Origin of the sequence: Mesobacillus sp., from assembly GCF_047739415.1 — a bacterium.
In the GTDB taxonomy this organism is placed as follows: Bacteria; Bacillota; Bacilli; order Bacillales; family Cytobacillaceae; genus Mesobacillus.
The window spans coordinates 1-21,038 of record NZ_JBIQOE010000101.1; the positions used below are offsets into that span (position 1 = coordinate 1).

Consider the following 21,038-nt stretch of genomic DNA (forward strand, 5'->3'; position numbering starts at 1 on the left):
ACTATATCCCCTCCCATGATATGAATAGAACATCCCCCAGGAAAGCCCTTCTCTTTGAGAAGGGCTTTCCTTGTTTACTAGAAAATTATAAAATATTTTAAATGTGGATAACTATACGAGTTTTCTTAATCCAGCTCCAGCGCCTAGCCCCTCGAGTCGCTTGTCTAGTTGCGGCTCCTAACTCCTCGAGACGTTTCGGTCCTGCCAATGAAGTCAAAGAACGACTTCACTGTCAGGTCCTCCAACGCTTGTCGGAGTTGGGCAGTCGCCTATACTTTTCGATTTCGGTCCGCTCAGGTGAAGTCAAAGAACGACTTCACTGGTCGGCCCTCCGTGGCACAAGATGTGCTAGACCCGCCAGCCACAGGACGTGGCGCTTTAAGGCGGGCAGCGCTTGTCGGGGCTGAACGAGGCGCTTGCGCTTTTTGTTCTTCTGCTGCCTTATTTAAAATCCGTTTAAGAAAGGATTCGAATCCATTTCTAAACCAATCGTGGTTGCTGGTCCGTGACCGGGGAGGACTTCAGTTTGTTCTGGCAACGCCAGCAGCTTTTCATGGATGCTTCTGATTAGTTGATTATGGTTGCCACCCGGCAAGTCCGTCCTTCCTATGCTGCCATTAAACAAAGCGTCTCCTGCCAGGACAAACTCTGCTTCAGGAAAATAAATCGATATACTCCCTGGAGAATGCCCCGGTGTTTCAAAAACTTCGAACTTAAAACTGCCAATTGACATTTCACCTTCATACTTGATCAAATGGTCAGCAGGACGCGCTTTGATTGGCTCGTTAAGCATAAAATGCTTTGAACCATTCAAAGCAGGATCTGATAGCCAATCCTTTTCTTTTTCATGAATATATACCTTGATTCCGTACTTATCTCTTATTCTATCCACTGCCCCGATATGATCGAAATGAGCATGTGTGAGCACAATTGCTTCAGGCTTCACTTCTAGCTGCTCAAGCACTGATGCCAGCTTTTTCGGATTATCTCCAGGATCGACAATCAGGCATGATTGGTTTTCATCATAGACGATATAGCAATTTGTTTGTAAAGGACCTAGGGGAATCTGTTTCCATTTCATCAAAATAGCCTCCAGCTTCTAGTGGTATTATCAATACATTTATTTTACACTATTGTCAGGCAAGTTTTAAGGATTGCGATAGAAAAGCTCATTTGTCCTGATGAGCAAACCCAAAGGATGAGTGTTCAAATCACATTAATTACTTTTATATAATCCAGCACAAAGGAGGCTGCAAAGTGCAAATTCTCATTGGAATAGAGGCCAGCCCTTTCCTTTCGGAACTGCCTGACTTTGAACATTTTCTTCGATCAGCCGCACCACCGCTTCTTGTTCATGAAAATATTTATATTTATAACGATCAGCAATTAGCAGATGTAGCTTCAGGTTTGCTGTCGGAAGCCGAACTTCATGAAGAAACGCATCAATTGATAAAAACAGAAGGAACAGCGGGAAAAGATTTTTACGATTATGGATTTCACTCTGGTGTCGATGTTTTTCTATTCACTAATAATTTATCAGCCTTCAGATTTACAGGTGGCAGCGAAGTTCAGAGTGAAATGGCTCTCCTACAGCTGGAAGAACATCTTGTTTTTACGACTGCTGAAGGCATTTATTTTACCATAGACCATTATACTGACCTGGTATTGGGTATAGTAAAAGCATATGGGGTGAAAGTTGAGTTTTTAGACCTCGACAAATGATGTAAAAAATTATAAAATATAAAACGAGTGTATGCTTGTCATTACATAACAGGCTGCCGCCTATATTTCATTCAAACTTATTCAACAAACAGGCTTTATGTCTGCCTAATTTATGAAGGGGGCTTTTTCATGGGTTTTGCTATTATTTGCGCTTTAATTACACTGCTTGCCGGTTATGCAACATTTTCGGCACTAAAAAACAAAAACATTCTTGGTATCGCGTTTGCTGGAGGAACATTCTTGGTTATTGGCTGGTTCACAGTCATGACGATCCTTACCTCTGGAGTCCCATCAGCGTAATAATTCGAAACAAAAAGACCACCCTTTGCTGGTGGTCTTTTTTCGTTTCTATTGCTGCAGCAATTCGTTTACTCTGTTTACCTTATCCTCCATTTTTCTTTTTACATCACGCCTGTCGTCAATCCGGATATTTGTGGCTACTCGCTGGATGCCAGCATTGAAAGGTGCTTCGTGAATCGCCTGGATTACCTCAAACAAAACAGGAAGTTCACCTTCTATCAAGGTATTCATCGGTGTAAGTTGATACTGGATTTTGCCCTGTTCTTCATACTTCTTAAGAATTCTTTGGATATCTGCTACATAGGAACTGACACTTGGTGTCTGTGTTCCGATTGGAATCACTGTTACATCTACAATCGCCATCAAAATCTCTCCTTGAAAATTATTAGTGAACGAGATCAATTACCTCGTTTGTCTCGATATTCAAGAGTTTATCAAACTGGAAACCGTACAGGCACATTTCTCCGGAGGGAGAGCAGGAAAGTGGCTCGTTGGCCATTTCGTTGATAATGACTTCCTCGTTACCTGTATCTATATGATAACGCATCAAGTCAAATCCTCCATCGTAAAGGTCCGCTTCACCCTGCCCTGTTGCCCGCAGATAAATTAAATTCTTTCCATTTTCCATTAAATCATAAAAAGGAACGACCCATCCAGAAAAAGAAGTTAACAATGGCACCTCGATACTTCCAACCGATTTGTCACCATTCCTGAAGAATGCATACAGTCCCGATTCTTGATTTTCTTCTTCATTCACTTTTACAGTCATTAAGTATGGTCCTTGCGAATCAAATTGATATACATCTTCGAGTATGGTTTTAGTTTTGTTTTCCTTTAAAGAAAAGGTTCGTAACGGGGCCTTTAATGAAATCCCGTCTTCATCCCATTCCTGATAAACAAGGTTATCCTCTGAAATCCATCTTACAAAAGGCTCTGGCAGTTTGATTTCTTTCAGGTTATTATCCCTTAAATCCAATAAATAACTATTGAAAGCCCAATCTTCGGTAAATGCAGATACCACTAGCAAATTCTCATCGAATGGATTCCATTCAAAAGTTAGTTCATATGATTGAATGCTAGTAGAATACATTTCTTTTCCCGATAAATCGATAACAGTGAGGGTGCCTTCCTCTGAGGCAGCGCTATGAATCATCACCTTTGTCTTCTCAGGGCTTGGTATCGCGGTTATGATTGGCTGTTCACTTCTATACAGCAATGATGCCTTTCCTGTCCCAAGATTGTATGAATATAATATAGAAGTGCTTTCCCCTTTATTTGAAATGTAAAGAATTTCTGTATCACTTAGCCAGCCTGCAGACTTATAGAATTCTTCCTGTTCCCCAATTTCGATTGGAACAATATCCGCTCCTAAAAACGAAGGCCCTGGGGATTCCTTTACTCTATTTAAGCCGTGACCAGCTCCCTCATGCAATGAAGCATCAAGCTTTTGGGAGCAGCCGGAAAGGCCGAGTACAGAAGTGATGATGATCAGCAACAACAAGCTAACATAAGGTATACGATATGTACTCTCCGTTATGTGTCTCACCTCTAGCCCCCCATTTTAAACAATGTATATATCTGTACGTTAGAAACTCATAAATGTTTCAATGAATTTCGAAAAATCCGTATATATTTTTAACACTGAATATTATTGACTTACACCAATCAATTGTGAAAATCCCACTTAGTAATATCCCATGTATTCAGGCAAATTACCATCCTTATTTTTCTGCAAGAGACAATTTTGATAATAAAAACCTGCACCATTATGGCACAGGTTTTCTAAAATTTACTCATTTGATTTCGGGTAACTCTTTTCTTTACTGGGATTTTTCTCGTCATAAAATCTCAGCAAGTCCCCATAAATAATTTTATCGGAAAATTCGAGCTCGTTTTTTGCTTGATCAAAGAAAGGCTCACAAGCTGCTTTGTCAGTCGGCTCACCAGTTGATTTGTCATAGCAAGTTTCTCTTGTGAATACAAGGTCCTTAGTGATGAAGCTGCCATCGCGCAGAACCGTAAAGTCAAGCCGTTCCTTTGAGAATAAGTCTGAACCGAAGTCAATGTTATTCTTAGTATCAATTCCTAACAGGTGGAGAATAGTCGGCTTGAGGTCAATCTGTCCGCCTACAGTTGGAATCGTCCTTCCTTCCTGACCAGGAATATGAACAATCAACGGCACCTGCTGCAGCTGCGTGCTTTCAAATGGTGTAATCTCCTTGCCGAGATACTCACCCATAGCCTTATTATGGTTTTCGGAGATTCCATAATGATCTCCGTATAAAATGATGATTGAGTCCTCATAGAGACCTTCATCTTTTAGTTTTTGTATAAAGAGTTTCAAAGCTTCATCCTGATAACGGACAGTCGGGAAATAATTGTTGACTGTCTTGTCATTTGAAGTATAAGGATCAACATAGCGGTCTTCTTCATTCAATTCGAATGGGAAGTGATTCGTCAATGTAATGAACTTTGAATAGAATGGTTTTGGCATAGCCTTCAAGTGATCAACAGACTGTTGGAAGAACTCAATATCTTTCATTCCCCAGCCTACTGAATTTTCTTCTTCCACATCATAATCCGGCGACGAATAGAAGCGCTCGTATCCCATTGATTGATACATGATATCACGGTTCCAGAAGCTCTTGTTATTCGCATGCAGAGAAGCAGTGAAATAGCCGTTCTCATTCAAGATTTCAGGTGTCGCTGAATATTCATTACCTGAGTGCGTAAAGAAAACTGCACCACGGCTTAATGGATACAATGAGTTATCAACAAGGAATTCAGAGTCTGAAGTTTTCCCCTGGCCGGTCTGGTGATAAAAATTATTAAAGTAATAGCTTTCTTTAATGAAATCGTTCAGGAAAGGTGTAATTTCCTGTCCATTCACAGTTTGGTTTATGACAAAGTTCTGCGTGGATTCCATTGAAATCAGTATCACGTTCTTGCCCTTAGCAATACCAAACATGTCCTCGTTGGGCGGCAGATAGTTAGCACGCACATAGTTTTCAATATCAGCCAGTTCACTGCCATCAGCCATAGCTCTCTGTGCCGAAGACTTTGACTGTAAGTAAGCATCATAAAGATGATAATTGTATGTCCCAATATTCTTGACCAGCATTTCTCTATCGAATGTTCTAGTCAACAGCTGCGGACGCTCAGTTTCAGCCATTCCCAGGTTAAAAAATGAAATCGCGATCGCCACAAGAAAATATGCTCTGCGGTTCACCTTGGTGTTTTCCCGGTATCCTATTAGATTTGGTTTGACTTTTAATAGAAGTGCCAATACGAGGATATCAGCGAAATATAACAAGTCACTGAAGTTGATCAATTCAGTAACACTGCTTCCCAAGTCGCTCATATTGCTCGTTTGGAAAAGCACAGGTATCGTCAGGAAGTCATTGAAGAAACGATAGAAGACTACATTCGCGAAAAGAATCGCTGAAACTATGAAACTTGTAATCAAAATGTAGCGTTTCTGAGCCTTTTCCTTCATGAACATGCTGACTCCAAAAATGACCATCAGGAAACTTAATGGATTCATGAACAGGATGATCTCCTGTCTCCAGTTCTCAATCTTTATATCAAAGCTAGTTTTATAGGCAATATAAGTCTTTAGCCAAAGCAGGATTGTTGCAATCGCAACAATGGATGCTTTAGTCCATTTATTATTCTTCATTTGTTTGTTACCTCCCTGTTAAAAATAACAGATACGGGAATTTTAAGGTTATTTTTTCCACTTGCTCAAGAATCAAAGATAATCTTAATACTTTTTTTTCTAAAAAGCAAACAAAAATCATACCTGAAAAAGCATAGACCAATTACTGTCATTTTCCTCTATTTTAGACGAATCAAACCTAAAAAAGTTTCAGGAATGTCCAAATTCCGAAAATTGAAACTTTTGGCATAAAAAAAACAGGGAGTTTTATCCCAAAACTCCCTGCAGGTGATTATTCTTGGCCTATCTTATTTTTAACCAGCCACGCCGCACCAATCACGCCCGCATCATTACCCAATGTTGCGATGCTGATTTCAGTCGATTGTGCTACTCGAGGAAAAGAATTACGTAAAAATTGTCCTTTTATTGGATCAAGCAAAACATTTCCTGCTTTAGAAACTCCGCCACCAAGTACGATTTTTTCAGGATTAAGAGTATTAGCGATATTCGCAAGAGCAATTCCCAGATGCAAAGCAACAGAATCAATGACCTTTAACGCTAACTGGTCATTTCTTTTTGCTGAATCGAAAACATCTTTTGCCGTAACATGGCCAGTTTCCTTATACACCACTGCAAGTTCTCCAGCTGGGGTTCCTTCGTTCAATGCTTCAGTGGCAATCCGGACAATTCCAGTTGCTGATGCAATGGTTTCCAGACAGCCAGTCTTGCCACAGTTACACGGAGCCCCACCCTCAGCCTTAGAAGTAATATGGCCTATTTCTCCAGCAGCACCGCTGACACCATGTACAATATCTCCATTAGTGATAACGCCTCCGCCTACACCTGTTCCCAGAGTGACACATACAAGATCTTTTGCTCCATTTCCAGCACCCTTCCACATCTCGCCAAGTGCTGCACAGTTAGCGTCATTATCTATTACAGCAGGAAGCGAGGTTTCGACTTCAAGCAAGTCTTTTAATGGGTAAGGCTCTCTCCACCCAAGGTTCACTGCTTCATAAATCACGCCAGTGGCAAGGTCAACTGGACCAGGTGCCCCCATGCCAATTCCGATGATTTCACTTTTTGAGTGCTCTAACTCCTCAAGCTTCGTATCAATCGCCTTTGCGATATTGACCGTTATATTTTTCCCTCCGTCTGAAACATCGGTTGGGATCTCCCATTTATGCAGGATTTCTCCATATAAACTTATGAAAGCAAGTTTAGTTGTTGTTCCTCCTAAATCTACACCTACAAGCCACTTTTCAGTCATATTGAGTCACCTTTTCTCATTTGCGTTTTTTTCTTTTTCAATTCGGATTTCCTGTCTTAAAAGCAAAATCGCAGACTGGTAATCTTTTGTCTCAATCAATTGTGAATTATATAGTTCCTTCAGTTCGGCTCCCATGAGCTCTAAATCCGCCACTCTGTCACCTATGTAAATAAATGTTCCGAATTTTTTCAGGAACTGCTGGATATCGTAAATCGTCTTCAACGTAATCCCCTCAATGTTTGTGAAAATAAGAGCATGTTTCCATTACTTAAGTATAAAGGATACTCAATGCCTCCTCAAGTATGCAGGACAAGATTTTATGACAAATACCAGAGTCTTTCATCACTGCATGGTGCTCATTATGACTAACTATAGATTATAGTTACTTCTTATCAAGAACAAAAAGCGCAAGCGCCTCGTTCAGCCCTGACAAGCGCTGGAGGGCCGACCGGTGAAGTCGTTCTTTGACTTCATTGGGCGGACCGAAGCGACTGGAGGGGCTAGGCGCTGGAGCTGGATTAAGATAACTTCATGAAGTTATCCACAACTCAATAATTTAATAAATTCCTTAACCATAAAAAAAAGCAGCAACTGCTGCCTTTTAAATTTTTACCGATCTGGATCCTGAGGTTTCAAGATTCGTGGCCGCCTGTTCTTCAGGGGAATTGGAGACCGGACGAGCACATCACGGAACGCCCGCGGGTTGAACGGAATGAACGGCCATAGGTAAGGTACACCAAAGGATTTCATTCTTGCAAGCAAGATGATAAACAGGACGACCCCAATCAGGAATCCATAAAGCTGGAATGCTGCAGTCAATATTAACAGGAATATCCTTACAAGCCGGTTTGCCAGGCTCATTTCATAACTTGGTGTTGCGAAAGTTCCAATTGCCGCAATCGCAAGGTAAAGGATGACTTCATTTGTCAGCAGGCCCACTTCGACTGCCACTTGCCCAATCATCAAGGCGGCGACAAGTCCAAGCGCGGTTGCCAGCGAGGTCGGCGTATGGATGGCGGCCATCCTGAGCACATCGATTCCTATTTCAATCAGGAAGAACTGAAGAAATAACGGAATTTGACCTGGATCATTCGGACCGATAAATGCCAGCTTCTCCGGGAGCAGTTCTGGTTTGACCGCGAATAAATACCATAAAGGAAGCATGAACAAGGAAGCCCATACAGCCATAAAGCGTACCATTCTAAGATAAGCACCGACAAGCGGTTTATTTCGGTACTCTTCAGCATGCTGCAAATGATGCCAGAAGGTTGTCGGCGTAATAAGGACACTTGGCGACCCATCAACGATGATGCAGACATGCCCTTCATACAGATGTGTTGCGGCTGTATCTGGCCGCTCTGTGTACCTTACCGTAGGAAAAGGATTCCAATGCTGACCTGAAATGAATTCTTCGACCGTTTTCTCACCCATCGGTAGTCCGTCAGTATCAATTTTACTGATTGAATCCTTTACTTTCTTAACCATCTCGGGATCGGCAATATCTTCTATGTAACTGACGACTACATCTGTTTGCGACCTTCTGCCGACTTGCATGTACTCCATTCTCAATGTGCGGTCACGGATTCTCCTTCTTGTAAGCGCAGTATTGAAGACCAATGTTTCCACGAACCCATCTCTCGAACCTCTAACCACCCTTTCGGTATCTGGTTCCTGCGGCCCGCGGACTGGATAGGTTCTTGCATCAATCAGGATGATTTCAGCCACTCCATCTACCGCTAGTGCCGTAGGGCCAGCCAGAACCATATCCGCTACTTTATCAAGGTCATCGGTCGTTTCTACCTCAACATATGGGATGTATGTCTTGACCAGTTTCTTGAGTGTATCAATGTCCAGGGCTCCAGGCTCAAGCTTCGCCAGCAACTGCATGATATAGAGAAGGATGTCGTCCTTTACAAATCCATCTACAAGAAACAAAGCCATTTCTCTGCCGGCGTACTCGACATCCAGCTGGATGACATCAAAACTCTTGCCAATTCCAAGTTCTTCTCTTAAATACTCAATATTATGTTTCAGATTTTCCTGTACGAGATGCTTTTTTTTTTCTGCCATATTCTATCTAAACACCTTTCATTGAGGCTCTTTTATATGTTGATTCGACCATAAATCTAACTGCGGTCCTGGAACAACTTAAAAAATGTAAGAGCACTTACCATGTAATACAGGAACAGCCATTTTTCAATAGGTTGACCAATATTTTCCTGTCCACTCCTTTCACCATCTTAGACAAAAAAAAGTAAAAACATACTTAATTGCATGTGTACCGGACAAGTATCATATAGTGGTTATACCGACCTACCAGACAATCTGAAAAGGGTGAGCTTAATGAAAAAGTATATATTTTTGGGAATTAGCGCTTTAGCCATTGCAGTCTCCGCATTGATGATCCAGCTCCAAATCGTTAACAGTTCAGAGGAGACGATCACTTTTTTTCCATTGAATGATTCAGCGCGGTATACGAGCGCGAGCACTTCATTGACGCTGCTCAAAGATAAAAAAAATGATAAGCATTCGATTGATTGGAAAGTGCAGTCCAGGTTGGACCAGGAGGCATACTTAAGACAGGATATGGGGCTTCTTTTCGTCAACGGCCTATTAAAAGGAAAAGCTGCCAAGTGGGAGCAGGATACAGCAGATATATACCAGGAAGACTTCATTTCAAGCGAGGAAAGCGCAAAGTATGACGCCATCACTTTTCATTATTCCGAACTGCATGGTAACGGCGACAGAATCACAAGCGCTCAAAGGATGTCTGATGACTTCCTATATGTGATTGATTCTCCTTTCAGCCCACTTCAATCCTTCTCCGTCGCCAAAAGTAAACATGAGAAGGAATGGAAGAATGTCCTGGATCAGAGTGTAAGTAACACATTGAATAAAAGCTTGAACAAGGCTGAAAAAACGTATAATTTTAAAGCCTCGAATTATATTGCTGTACCTCTCGATACAATCAGACAATACGAAGACCAGCCTTTAAAAGGGTTTACACAAAAGGAGACTGCCAATATCGTCGGGAAGCTTTGGGAGGGGTTATATAAGAATTATTATCTCGGCATAAAAAAAAGCGATGGCACTGTCGTTGATCCGATTGACAGTACCATGCCTTTGATTTTGGTCTCTAATGATAAGAGCCACCTGCTGGTTGTAACACAAACTGACTCTGGTGAGAGCATCGTACTCAAGCAGATTCTTCAAGGTAGTAATTAATTTGCTCAAGTGTTTTTCGGTAGCTATCCTGCCCAGGATTTAACTCTATTGCCTTTTCAGCATAAGTTTGGGCTTTCTTGAGGTCCTTTTCATCGAAATAAATCAATGCCAGATTGTAATATGCTTCATGGAAATCAGGAGCCATATCAATAACCTTAAGAAGATTCCTTTTAGCATCCTCAAGCTGTCCCAGCTTGATTTCGGTAAAAGAAAGCATGAATAATGATTCAGCCGAAAGTGGCTCCGACTGGCGATAATCCGTAAGCAGCTCATTTGCCTGTTCATACTCTTCAGCTTTTATATGCTGTTGCGCAAGCACCAATATTGATCTTTCATCTACTAAATTTGCTTTGCCGCTAAAACCATACTGCAAGGATAAAAAAACTGCTGCAACTGAAACAACCAGGAATGCTCCTTGAAGCAGAGGACGTTTCTTTTTAGGAAGGTGAAAAATACCTGCTGATACAAATCCTCCGACAAGGCCTCCTATATGTCCAGCATTATCGATTCCAGGAATGGTAAAGCCAAAAGCAAGGTTGATTCCAAGCACAACAAGAATATTCAGTCCCAATGTCCGCCAAAACAGTCTCGGTTTGGCGACACCAAAATAAAGCAAAGCTCCAAAGCAGCCGAATATCGCGCCGCTCGCTCCTGCTGAAAGATTTGGACTGAAAATGAAGCTGGCCAGCACTCCGCTGAAACCTGAAAAAATATAAATAATCAAAAACCGCAAATTGCCGTAAAGCCGTTCAACCATCGTTCCTAAGTAGTATAAAGCGAGGGTATTCATGAATAGGTGGAGCAGCCCAATGTGGATGATAATCGGTGTGAAAAACCGCCACCATTCTCCCTCAAGTATAAGGGGGTTGAATTTTGCACCAAATTTTATCAGCGTTGAAGTATCCGTGCTTCCTCCCGCTGCCTCCAGAACCAGAAACATTAACACCTGGACAGCAATGAAAAGGTAGGTGAAAAAGGGCTTTCCATAATTAAATATCGATTGTTCTTCTTTAGCGCGACTAACCGCGCTGGAAAGAGCATTTTTCTTTATAAACTCTATATCATCCACCGAGAATTCCTCTGCTAAATCAATCTCGATGTTACCTTCAATCCTATTTTCTATTTTCTTTAATGCTTCTGACGCATTTGCCCGGTCCACTAAAATGGACTCGACAGTTACCTTGCCGTTTTCAGAAAGGATCGGTTGGGCGATTCTAAACTCATAATCGTCTACTGGGGGATACGCACTAAAGTAGAGATTAAGAATCTTCAAATCTCCTTTAGCAAGTTTCCTGCGGATTCTGTCTCCATTCTCCGCAGTCATCCCGATGTCCCTGTGCAGCCAGTTGCTCCAATCAAGATTATAATGCAGCAGGCGAACAACCTGCGTATTCTTGTTTTCTGTCTTTTCCAGCCATAGCTCTCCATGATCCTGCGATAGCTGCAGGATACGATACTCCTTCTTCACAATCAGGAATTCCATGACCTTCCAAAACAAATACTCTTCCAAAAAAGCCAACTTCTCCCCTACTTTCCTGCTCCGGTCCCAGCCGTTAATATGTATTTATTTTTTCCTCTATAAAATTATTATAAACTAAAGAACCTTTAGCAAGATAATAAGAGCCTCTAAAACAGAAAAAGACCCGGCAAGGTCTTTTTACTGAAACTCCGAAGGTCCTGAGAATAATGAATCCATCATTTTACTTCTAATACCCGGCAGACCCATGATTGAACCCACAGCCACCCGACGTAAAAACCTGTTGCCAAGAAGCATATTCATGACCCTGTACCTGTTCTCAAAAACAAAATACCCTGCCAGACCAAGCATGAAAATCGAAATCATCTTTCTTACCATATAAATCCCTCCCTTTTTATTCTGGGAATAAAACCGATTTTTTATCCACTCATCTTTAAATATCCATTCCAAAAGATGTATATATAATAGAAGAAAGCGGTTACAAAAACAGCAAATATAAAAAATGGGCTGCATTGATAAACAGCCCATTTTTCTTATCCCTTCATGACAGGGTCCATGACTTTTCTCAATACTTCTACAGAATGGTCAAATTTTTGTTGTTCTTCTACATCCAGGGAAAGCTCAACGATTTCCCGTATTCCGTTGCGGTTAACAATAGCTGGCACCCCTATATAGATATCTTCATGGCCATATTCGCCGCTTAGTTGGGCTGAAACGGTCAAAATCGAGTTTTCATCCTGTAGGATTGCTTTGGTCAAGCGGACAAGTCCCATGGCAATTCCATAATAGGTAGCGCCTTTACGCTGGATGATATGATAGGCAGCATCACGTACATTCGTGAAAATCTCCTCCAGATCATCATGCTTATAATGTTCCTGATCTTTCATCATTTTGGCGATTGGCTTTCCGCCTATATCTGCATGGCTCCATACAGGCAATTCAGTATCCCCATGCTCACCTATAATATAGGCATGTACGTTGCGAGTGTCTACTTTGAAATAATCTCCAAGCAAGAATCGGAATCTTGCCGTATCAAGGATTGTCCCTGAACCGATGACACGTTCCTTTGGCAATCCAGAGAATTTCCATACAGCATATGTAAGGATATCAACGGGGTTTGTTGCGACAAGGAAAATTCCGTCAAAACCATTGGACATGATTTCATCTACAATGCTTTTAAAAATTTTCGTGTTTTTCTCTACTAGATCCAGCCTTGTTTCTCCTGGCTTTTGATTAGCTCCAGCACAAAGCACCACCAAATCCGCATCCTTGCAATCTGCATATGAACCAAACCAGATTTTAGTCTGGGAAGGAGCGAACGCCATTCCATGATTCAAATCCATTGCGTCGCCTTCTGACTTTTCCTTATTAAGATCAACCAGCACTAACTCTTCAGTTACTCCCTGATTGACCATTGCAAATGCATAGCTTGAACCAACGAAGCCTGTTCCAACCAGGACAACACGGTTTACATGATTTTTCATGCGTGTACCCCCTTGAATTTTTTTCTTTAATTAGATTGTACTTTTTTTATCGAGCTTAATGTACTGCTTTTATTTTAAGGAAACGTTATCATTATAAACATTTTGTTACATTTCGATTCTTGTTGTTCTTCTTTGTACTGCAATATTGCTGATCCAGAGCAAATCATTTGAATTTAAAGGATGTTATATAAAGCCATTCCCATAATAGCCGCTGTAAAACATGAGATAAAGTTTACGACGTCGTTGTTGATCCGGGTAAATCCTGAAACCTGTTTAGTTGGCAGGGTGCAATGGGTTAATTTTTCAGTAAAAAGATTGCAGCGAACGCATTTAAATCCTGCCTGAATATAGGCTCCCAACAACGTATCCAGCAATGCCCCTGCCACACCGAAGAGAAACACTGACAATATCCAGCCAGCTCCTTCATCGAATAGATAACTACCGGTTAAAGCAATTAATAAGGAGCCTGCTGCTGAAGCAGCTGTTCCTAATACAGATATTGCTCCCGATGTTCCTCGTGGCACGCTTTTCAAGGATTTGATGGATAGTGGCTGCTGTCTGCTTAATACGCCAAGTTCTGACGCCCAGGTATCTGCATTGGCACTGGCAATGGAAATCGCAAGTACGATGATCCAAACTGGATCAGGAGAAATAGAATGTGCAAGGCCCGCAATTGCTGCTGTTCCCCCATTTGCTGCTACCTGGGCCCAATCCCTTGCTGAACCTTTTTCATGTAACTCTCCCAGGTGTTCCTTCACCTTACTTTTATACCTGGACAGGAGACTGGAAGTGAGAAAGAAAACTCCCATTAATAAAAGTCCCTTTAAACCAAAGCCTGCCCATATGGAAATCCCGGTCAAGAAAGCAGCTATAGCTCCCGATGGTTTTAAAAGCTGGAAATATCCTGAAGCAGCAGCAAATAAGGCAATAAATCCAATAACCAAGAGCTGGTCAATCTCCAATGGTGATAACTCCTTCGCTGGTGATTAATTTCCCAACCGGAATATCATGATTTTCAATAGGAATTTCAGAAACAATCTGGTCTTTAAATGCCAATGAAATCGTTTTTCCTTGATAGTTTGCCAGAAAACGATCATAGTATCCTCCCCCGAACCCAAGCCTATATCCGTTTTTAGAAAAAGCAAGTCCAGGAACGACGACTAAATCTATCTCTCCGGCGCTCACAGAATTCGTTTCGGAAACAATAGGCTCTAGCAAACCATAAAAGACGGATTCAAGTTCAGAAAATCGCTTCAGTTCCCTGAAGTCCAGTTTCCGTGTCTTCGGCTCGCATTTTGGAACGACCATCCTTTTTCCCTGCTCCCATCCCTTCCTGATAATTTGGAAAGTATCGATCTCTGGAGCTTTGGATACAGTGATTGCGATTGTTGAAGCTTCCATCCAATCGTCATTTAGGAATAGCTGCTGCGCGACCTTGTATGATTGGTCTTCGTAATGTGGCAGGCTAAGCTCTGATAATTTTGCTTTAATAGACTTTCTAAGATTTTTTTTGGCATCCATGCGTCATTCCCCCAAACGTATGAGTATTAAATGTATGATTTTACTAACACCAGGCAGTAACTCTCTATGTATAAACAATAACATTACTTCCAGCAAGCGAGAAATGAATTATATGGTTTTTAGACAAACAAAAAAGCAGCTGGGAAAAATCCCGCTGCTTATTTTGTTTCGCGATGTGTAGTTGCGCGCTTATCTCTTGAGCAGTATTTCTTAAGCTCAAGGCGATCTGGGTTGTTACGCTTATTTTTTTTAGAAATATAGTTGCGCTCTCCGCATTCTGTGCAAGCTAATGTAATATTTACACGCATGTAATTTCCCTCCAAACTATTCTAGCTAGGTTCGTGCATACGACTTTTCTATAATATCACTTTTTGTCGGGAATTGCTAGTGTGTTTTTTAAAAGCATCTCATTCAAATGAACAACCGTATTTTTTTCATTTCCTTCGATCATCCAGCAGCTACTTTTTTGAGTTTCACGAGGGCCCATTTGCAAATCAAGCGAGAATAGGCTGGCGGCCGATCCCTTTGCCATTGGCTGATAATTAAGCCTCCCTGATTCCCGGCAATTCCAGAGTCGCTCTGTGCTCACATTCCATAATGGCTGAACTGTACACTGCTTCATCCTGCCATTGCTATTCAAACCGTTTACGAGATAAATCCTTTTATCTGCAAAGTGAAAGATGACATCTTCATTCGGTGATACAAAACTGAATTGTTCATTAACACTATCAGCATGACGCTGCATCAGGATTAATTTTGCTTCTTTGCCAGCTTTGGAATGGTTCGTCACATAAAGATTGAAAAATTCTACCCTTGAATGAACATTTGCCTGTTTGATTTTTATCGATAAATCTTCTTGTGGCAAAAGTTTCTCCGTCACACTCCCAAGCCAATACACTTTTCCATTGACCCATATGCCAGGACTAAAAATCAATGGTTTCCTGCTGTATTCAAAGTTCTCTTCATTGTCGATTCTAAGATAAGCATTCGTCTTCATTAATACCCTCCTTATGGTAATAGTTTGATATCGCGCTTATATATAGTGTATCTGTTGTCTTTGCATTTCGTTCCCAGCTGAATTTCTCTGAAACTGAAATCATACCGGTTCGGCCGATTTCCTCAGCGCGGACTTCATTTTCAAGAATCCAATTAATGATGTGGAAAAGGCTTTTTTCATTGCCGGGCTGCATATAGAACCCGCTTTTAAAATCCTCAATCAAAGTTTGCATTCCTCCGGTTTTCGCGACGACTGTCGGGACGCCAGCGGAAAGTGCCTCAGCTGCGGCAAGCCCAAAGGGTTCATAGCTGCTGGCAAAAACAGCCACATCTGCTCTTTTCATTAAACTGGAACGGATTTCTTCATTAACGAATCCTATAAAATGGACGAATCCATCCAGTCCCATCTCCACAACCTTTTCCCTATACCGTTCTAATAACGGCCCATTTCCCGCCACTACAAAGCATAGATCCGCAGCTTTATGTTTCAGCAGGACTGCAGCTTCCATCAAAGTTTGAAATCCCTTTTCCTTCACGATTCTTCCTATTGAGAAAACCAGTTTCTTGCCGAAAATGAACGGATATAACTCTTCGATATCGAAATCATGTTCATCCACTTTTTCTGTCAGAGCCCCATTAGGGATCACTGTAATCTTGTTGCTGGGGACTCTAAATAATGAGATGATCTCAGCTTTCATAAAATCGCTGCATACGATGATTGCATGTGCAGAATGGCAAAGTTCATTCTCTTTCCTTGAAATAAATTGCTGAAGCTCGGTGAAAATGCCTTTATTACGGCCAAATTCAGTGCCATGAATCGTTGCAATCAATGGGATACCCAATGTTCTGCTGATAAACTCTGCTGCTGGTCCTGTCATCCAGTCATGGGTGTGAACAGCATCAAATTCAATATGTTTTGCAATATTCAATGCTTCTTCAATGACCGCGAGATTCAATCCTGCCATCCAGGAAAGGAAATCTGGATCCTGATCATTAATGGGATTTACCCGGTGGATATGGACAGTACCTTGTATTTCATATTCTTGACTATCATAGGGTTTACTCGTTAAAACATGAATTTGCTGATTACTGTTTGCAAGTTCAGTTGTCAGAGCATGTACATGTCTCGCAAGCCCGCCTATTATATGAGGTGGATATTCCCATGAGAGCATCAGGATTGTTTTCTCTTTTTGATTCTGGCTGCCTTTCACTTGAGGATGCTCCCTTCAAGATTCTCATAATATGTGTAGGTGCTTACCTTTCCGACCCACCCAGGTGAAAGTGGTTTGTCCGCATTTATCTGGCTATCGTTATTCTGGATAGCCGAATTTGACTTTAACAATGGAAAAAATGTTTCTGTGCTTCGTTTAATTCCCAGTTCAACATAGTAATTACCGGCTGGTTTAATTCCCTTGAACAGCCAGCTTGATACACCATGACGAAGAACGACTTCATGGATGACCTTTCTGGAGTTATGATTATATAAGCGCAAGGTCTTAACGAGCTGTTCTTCCGGTATGTAAAAATAATCGCAAATGAACCGCACTTTTTTATCCTGAAGCTGCCAGTAAACAAACAGCTTTCCAGGTGAAAGAATTTTCGCAACTAAATGATCTTGGAGCTTGTTAATATAATGAGTTCTCTCCGCCATGATGCACCCCCAAATTAATCATTATATTAATGTAATTGAAAATAGATTCGTTAAATTTATGTTAGCATGTTCGTCTGCCAGCCACAATGAACGCAAATTGTCGTAATTTGCAGCTTGCTTGATACTCTACGCAAAAACGTTTATTAATTTTTCAATAGTCATTTAGGATTACAAATATGGCGGAGATTCGACAGGCTTTACAACGACTGGAAATCATAATAAGACAAAACTATCATTTTTTTTCAGGAAAAAAATATAAATCGAATTTTCCTACCTTGAATGGTAAACTAATTCTATGTGTTCTAATAACAGCTCGGGAGGAATAACAGATGGGCTACATAATCATCAGCCTTTTTGTCCTGGCCGCGCTTCTTTTCGCAATTTCTTTCTTTTTGAAAGATCCATATAAAGAATTGCGCGAAGAAATCGACCAGCTGACAATCCAGCAAATCCAAGATTTATACCAGATCAAGAAAAAGCTTAAGGTACTGGAGGAAGAATTGCTCGTAAATGATACAACCCTGGAAAAGCAATCTTCATTCAATACTGGCAAAAACCAAATTCACGACATTATAAAAAATCAGGTATGGTCTCTTGCCCAGCAAGGGATGGATATAAACCAAATTGCAAAGCAATCATCGCTTACAAACCAGGAAGTCCAGGAAATCATTAATGAATTTGTTGATGAAGGACAGATCGTATGAATAAACGAACAGCGCAAGCATTCGCATTAGGACTTATTTTCGCAGCGATTTTCCTCTGGGCAGGCAGCAGCGTAATTGCTGAAAAAGAACCAAAAAAAGAAGCATCTCAAGAAGTTGCTGTATCAGACGCTAAGAAAGTTCTTGAGGAAAAAGGTTTCAAGGTTCTAAACAGCAGCGAGTTTGCCGAACTCAATGCCAAGGCAGAAGCCGTGAAGAAAGAAAAGCAAAAAGAAGAAGCACCGGCTGAAAAGGCAGAGACTAAAGAAGAAGATGTAAAAGAAGAAGAAGTGAAAGAAGAGAAAAAGTTTACACTAGTAATCGCGAGCGGTATGTCACCAGGTGACGTAGCCATCATGCTGAAGAGCCAGGGAATCATTGACGATGAAAAGAAATTTGAAAAATTCCTGGTTGACAAGGGCTACCACACAAAGGTGCAAATCGGCCAATATGAACTCACCAGAGGCCTTGATTATCACCAAATCGCTAAAATCATCACGAAAAATAGATAAAGATGTTACCAGTGCCCTCTTCACGAGGGTCTTTTTTTAAAACTTTTATGTGCAAAAAAGGAGAGGGGATACCCCTCTCCTTTAAATATCCTTATTGATTAAGATCGTACCGCTTACCTTTTACAAGATAAAAAACATTTTCGGCTATATTCGTCACATGGTCAGCAGCCCGTTCAAGATAACGGCTGATGAATGACAGCTGTGTGATTTGGGCCAATTGCTCTGGCTTCGTTTGCGCAAGACTTAATAGTTCCTTGATGGTCTGTCCGTATAGATCATCCACCTGGTCGTCCATCTGGGCAACCTGTCTTGCTTTGCTTAAATCCTCTTCGTTATAGGCTTCCAATGATAGTTTCAGCATTTCAAGTGATAGTTGGTGCATCTGCTTGATGTGCTCAATCGGTTTAACAAGCGGTTCTTTTCCAATCCTGATTGTAGACTTGGCGATGTTGACGGCGAAGTCCGCCATTCTTTCGATATCAGTCGCAATTTTGATCGCAACAATCAAACGTCTTAAGTCAACGGCTACCGGCTGCTGCTTTGCAATCAACAAAATCGCGAAATCATTGATTTCTTCTTCCAGTATATTAGCTTCCGCATCATCTTCAAGGATTTTCAAAGCAAGTTCAATATCCTTGTTTTCCAGAGCTTCCAATGACTGGTTAAGTGCGTTGACCGCAAAGTTTCCGAGCTCAAGCAATTTTCCATGCAATGTTTTCAGGTCTTCTTCAAACTTCCCTCTAACTACCATGCATCCTCATCCTTCCAATGAAATTTCAAGATAAAAAATCAACCGAATCGTCCAGTAATATAATCTTCTGTTCTTTTGTCTGATGGATTGGAGAAAATTTTATCCGTCTCAGCAAACTCAATAACTTCTCCATTGAGGAAGAATGCAGTCTTGTCAGAAATACGTGCAGCTTGCTGCATATTATGTGTGACAATGATGATGCTGAAATCTTTCTTCAGTTCCTGAACAAGCTCCTCGACCTTCAATGTTGAAATCGGGTCAAGTGCTGATGTAGGTTCATCCATCAGGATGACATCCGGTTCAATCGCAAGGGCGCGGGCGATGCAGATACGCTGCTGCTGTCCGCCTGACAGGCCGTATGCGTTCTGATTCAGTCGGTCTTTAACCTCATCCCAGATCGCTGCTCCTCTTAAGCTTTTTTCCACAATTTCATCAAGCGTTTTCTTGTCCCGAATGCCATGGATTTTAGGACCATAAGCAATATTTTCATAAATGGATTTCGGGAATGGATTTGGCTTTTGGAATACCATCCCTACACTCGTTCTCAAGTCTTCCACCTGATAGGATTTTTCAAGGATGTTCCGGCCCCTGTATAAAATCTCACCAGAAATTTTCACAGTCGGAACCAATTCAACCATTCTATTCAAGGTCTTGATATACGTTGATTTACCGCAGCCGGATGGACCTATGATGGCTGTAACTTCATTCTCATTTATCGCCAGGTTGATATTTTTTAAGGCATGGCCTTCACCATACCAAAGGTTAAGATCCTTTGTATCATAAACAACTTTTTTATTCTCTTTTTTGACCTCGTCAGGTGTATTTGTATTCATGTTTGTTTTTGTCATATCTTTCACCGTAGCCATATGATTAAACCTCCCACACTAGTATCTCTTTTGGAATTTGTTGCGGATTAAAATAGCGATTGAGTTCATTATAAACAAAACTAACAATAATATCACAATTGTTGCTGCAGCCAGGTTGGCATATTCAGCGACTAGTGCCGAGTCAATCGTCCAGTAATAGATTTGTACCGGCAAGATTGTGAACTTATCAAAGATTCCGTCTGGAACAGGGATTAACAATGCAGGAATGCCTATAACGACAAGTGGTGCAGTTTCCCCAATCGCACGTGAGAGGGCAAGAATAACACCAGTAAGAATCCCAGGCAATGCAGCTGGCAAAACAACATTCTTGATTGTCTGCCATTTAGTCGCACCCATGCCATATGACGCTTCCCGGAGGAATTGAGGTACAGCCCGAATCGCTTCCTGGCTTGCCACCACAACGACTGGGAGCACAAGTAATGCCATTGTCAATCCGCCGGCCAGTACAACCGAACCTAAATCAAGGGTCCTTGCAAACACAGTCAAACCAAGGATACCGAAAACAACAGAAGGAACCCCTGCCAGATTAGAGATGTTGGTTTTAATAAAAGAAGAAATACGGCCCTTTGTTGCGTATTCTTCAAGATAAATCGCAGTTCCGATTCCAAGAATCATCGTTACGGGAGCCACTACAACCATCAGCCAAAGTGTTCCGGTGATCGCGCCCCAGATACCAGCTCTTTCAGGGTCAGTCGATAGTCTATTCATCAGGAAATCCACATTGATCCATGGTAATCCATCTTTTAAAACACGGTAGATTAAGACAACCAAAACGATCAGGCCGAAAAGAGTGGCAAGCAAGAATAGTCCTTTTGCAAGGTTGTTTGCCAATAACCTGGAACCCATTTTTTTCTGAACTTGAGTTGAATCTACATATTTCATC

Annotated in this window: 24 protein-coding genes; 5 read left to right on the forward strand and 19 right to left on the reverse strand. The window is 41.3% G+C overall.

What is annotated here, in order from left to right:
• Positions 1-445: 445 nt before the first annotated feature.
• A complete protein-coding gene (locus tag ACH0QE_RS08290; protein WP_415800229.1) occupies positions 446-1,081 on the reverse strand; it encodes an MBL fold metallo-hydrolase in 636 nt (211 codons plus the stop codon).
• Between the two features lie 176 nt (positions 1,082-1,257).
• Here ACH0QE_RS08290 and ACH0QE_RS08295 point away from each other — a divergent pair, with 176 nt between their 5' ends.
• Positions 1,258-1,722: a hypothetical protein gene (locus tag ACH0QE_RS08295; RefSeq protein WP_415800230.1), complete on the forward strand. Its 465-nt coding sequence runs from the start codon at positions 1,258-1,260 to the stop codon at positions 1,720-1,722.
• A gap of 129 nt (positions 1,723-1,851) precedes the next feature.
• Positions 1,852-2,022, forward strand: a complete 171-nt coding sequence (locus ACH0QE_RS08300; RefSeq protein ID WP_415800231.1) for a DUF2759 domain-containing protein — start codon at positions 1,852-1,854, stop codon at positions 2,020-2,022.
• A 48-nt stretch (positions 2,023-2,070) separates the two neighbouring features.
• Here ACH0QE_RS08300 and ACH0QE_RS08305 read toward each other — a convergent pair whose 3' ends face one another.
• From ACH0QE_RS08305 to ACH0QE_RS08330, 6 genes are all read right to left on the reverse strand, one after another.
• Positions 2,071-2,385, reverse strand: a complete 315-nt coding sequence (locus ACH0QE_RS08305; RefSeq protein WP_415800232.1) for an MTH1187 family thiamine-binding protein — start codon at positions 2,383-2,385, stop codon at positions 2,071-2,073.
• Between the two features lie 22 nt (positions 2,386-2,407).
• Positions 2,408-3,568 carry a hypothetical protein gene (locus ACH0QE_RS08310; protein WP_415800233.1) on the reverse strand — a complete coding sequence of 387 codons (1,161 nt, stop codon included), beginning with the start codon at positions 3,566-3,568 and terminating at the stop codon, positions 2,408-2,410.
• A 243-nt stretch (positions 3,569-3,811) separates the two neighbouring features.
• Complete coding sequence (locus tag ACH0QE_RS08315; protein ID WP_415800234.1) at positions 3,812-5,701, reverse strand: LTA synthase family protein; 1,890 nt, start codon at positions 5,699-5,701, stop codon at positions 3,812-3,814.
• 271 nt (positions 5,702-5,972) lie between these two features.
• Positions 5,973-6,950 carry an ROK family glucokinase gene (locus ACH0QE_RS08320; RefSeq protein WP_415800235.1) on the reverse strand — a complete coding sequence of 326 codons (978 nt, stop codon included), beginning with the start codon at positions 6,948-6,950 and terminating at the stop codon, positions 5,973-5,975.
• A 6-nt stretch (positions 6,951-6,956) separates the two neighbouring features.
• The gene (locus tag ACH0QE_RS08325) at positions 6,957-7,172 is read right to left on the reverse strand and encodes a YqgQ family protein (protein WP_415800236.1); all 216 of its coding nucleotides are present in this window, start codon (positions 7,170-7,172) and stop codon (positions 6,957-6,959) included.
• Between the two features lie 387 nt (positions 7,173-7,559).
• Positions 7,560-9,020 (reverse strand): spore germination protein, encoded by a 1,461-nt coding sequence (locus tag ACH0QE_RS08330; RefSeq protein WP_415800237.1) that lies wholly within the window; start codon positions 9,018-9,020, stop codon positions 7,560-7,562.
• Positions 9,021-9,293: 273 nt separating this feature from the next.
• Between ACH0QE_RS08330 and ACH0QE_RS08335 the strand changes: the two genes are divergently transcribed.
• The gene (locus tag ACH0QE_RS08335; protein WP_415800238.1) at positions 9,294-10,175 is read left to right on the forward strand and encodes a hypothetical protein; all 882 of its coding nucleotides are present in this window, start codon (positions 9,294-9,296) and stop codon (positions 10,173-10,175) included.
• Here the strand turns inward: ACH0QE_RS08335 and ACH0QE_RS08340 are convergent.
• The 9 genes from ACH0QE_RS08340 to ACH0QE_RS08380 form a co-directional block, all read right to left on the reverse strand.
• A complete protein-coding gene (locus tag ACH0QE_RS08340; RefSeq protein WP_415800239.1) occupies positions 10,147-11,694 on the reverse strand; it encodes a rhomboid family intramembrane serine protease in 1,548 nt (515 codons plus the stop codon). The two genes, ACH0QE_RS08335 and ACH0QE_RS08340, sit on opposite strands and share 29 nt — an antisense overlap.
• A gap of 138 nt (positions 11,695-11,832) precedes the next feature.
• Complete coding sequence (locus ACH0QE_RS08345; RefSeq protein ID WP_415800240.1) at positions 11,833-12,030, reverse strand: hypothetical protein; 198 nt, start codon at positions 12,028-12,030, stop codon at positions 11,833-11,835.
• A 155-nt stretch (positions 12,031-12,185) separates the two neighbouring features.
• On the reverse strand, positions 12,186-13,136 hold the full coding sequence (locus ACH0QE_RS08350) for an L-lactate dehydrogenase (protein WP_415800241.1): 951 nt from the start codon (positions 13,134-13,136) through the stop codon (positions 12,186-12,188).
• 173 nt (positions 13,137-13,309) lie between these two features.
• On the reverse strand, positions 13,310-14,098 hold the full coding sequence (locus tag ACH0QE_RS08355; RefSeq protein ID WP_415800242.1) for a DUF92 domain-containing protein: 789 nt from the start codon (positions 14,096-14,098) through the stop codon (positions 13,310-13,312).
• Positions 14,088-14,657, reverse strand: coding sequence for a 5-formyltetrahydrofolate cyclo-ligase (locus ACH0QE_RS08360; protein ID WP_415800243.1), 570 nt, complete (start codon positions 14,655-14,657; stop codon positions 14,088-14,090). The genes ACH0QE_RS08355 and ACH0QE_RS08360 overlap by 11 nt, the downstream gene beginning before the upstream one ends.
• Before the next feature lie 158 nt (positions 14,658-14,815).
• Positions 14,816-14,965, reverse strand: a complete 150-nt coding sequence (rpmG, locus tag ACH0QE_RS08365; protein ID WP_192470885.1) for a 50S ribosomal protein L33 — start codon at positions 14,963-14,965, stop codon at positions 14,816-14,818.
• A gap of 56 nt (positions 14,966-15,021) precedes the next feature.
• On the reverse strand, positions 15,022-15,654 hold the full coding sequence (locus tag ACH0QE_RS08370; RefSeq protein ID WP_415800244.1) for a hypothetical protein: 633 nt from the start codon (positions 15,652-15,654) through the stop codon (positions 15,022-15,024).
• Complete coding sequence (locus ACH0QE_RS08375; protein ID WP_415800245.1) at positions 15,632-16,864, reverse strand: glycosyltransferase family 4 protein; 1,233 nt, start codon at positions 16,862-16,864, stop codon at positions 15,632-15,634. Before ACH0QE_RS08375 ends, ACH0QE_RS08370 begins: the two co-directional genes overlap by 23 nt.
• Positions 16,861-17,304 (reverse strand): DUF4912 domain-containing protein, encoded by a 444-nt coding sequence (locus tag ACH0QE_RS08380; RefSeq protein WP_415800246.1) that lies wholly within the window; start codon positions 17,302-17,304, stop codon positions 16,861-16,863. Before ACH0QE_RS08380 ends, ACH0QE_RS08375 begins: the two co-directional genes overlap by 4 nt.
• 329 nt (positions 17,305-17,633) lie before the next feature.
• On the opposite strand from ACH0QE_RS08380, the gene ACH0QE_RS08385 reads away from it, so the two are divergent.
• Both ACH0QE_RS08385 and ACH0QE_RS08390 read left to right on the forward strand, forming a co-directional pair.
• Positions 17,634-18,008: a hypothetical protein gene (locus ACH0QE_RS08385; RefSeq protein ID WP_415800247.1), complete on the forward strand. Its 375-nt coding sequence runs from the start codon at positions 17,634-17,636 to the stop codon at positions 18,006-18,008.
• The gene (locus tag ACH0QE_RS08390; RefSeq protein ID WP_415800248.1) at positions 18,005-18,517 is read left to right on the forward strand and encodes a hypothetical protein; all 513 of its coding nucleotides are present in this window, start codon (positions 18,005-18,007) and stop codon (positions 18,515-18,517) included. Before ACH0QE_RS08385 ends, ACH0QE_RS08390 begins: the two co-directional genes overlap by 4 nt.
• A gap of 91 nt (positions 18,518-18,608) precedes the next feature.
• Here ACH0QE_RS08390 and phoU read toward each other — a convergent pair whose 3' ends face one another.
• The 3 genes from phoU to pstA are packed head-to-tail and all read right to left on the reverse strand — an operon-like array spanning position 18,609 to position 21,037.
• The gene (gene phoU / locus ACH0QE_RS08395) at positions 18,609-19,268 is read right to left on the reverse strand and encodes a phosphate signaling complex protein PhoU (protein WP_415800250.1); all 660 of its coding nucleotides are present in this window, start codon (positions 19,266-19,268) and stop codon (positions 18,609-18,611) included.
• Between the two features lie 38 nt (positions 19,269-19,306).
• Complete coding sequence (gene pstB / locus ACH0QE_RS08400; protein WP_415800261.1) at positions 19,307-20,116, reverse strand: phosphate ABC transporter ATP-binding protein PstB; 810 nt, start codon at positions 20,114-20,116, stop codon at positions 19,307-19,309.
• Between the two features lie 36 nt (positions 20,117-20,152).
• Positions 20,153-21,037, reverse strand: coding sequence for a phosphate ABC transporter permease PstA (pstA, locus tag ACH0QE_RS08405; RefSeq protein ID WP_415800251.1), 885 nt, complete (start codon positions 21,035-21,037; stop codon positions 20,153-20,155).
• Position 21,038: the final 1 nt, after the last annotated feature.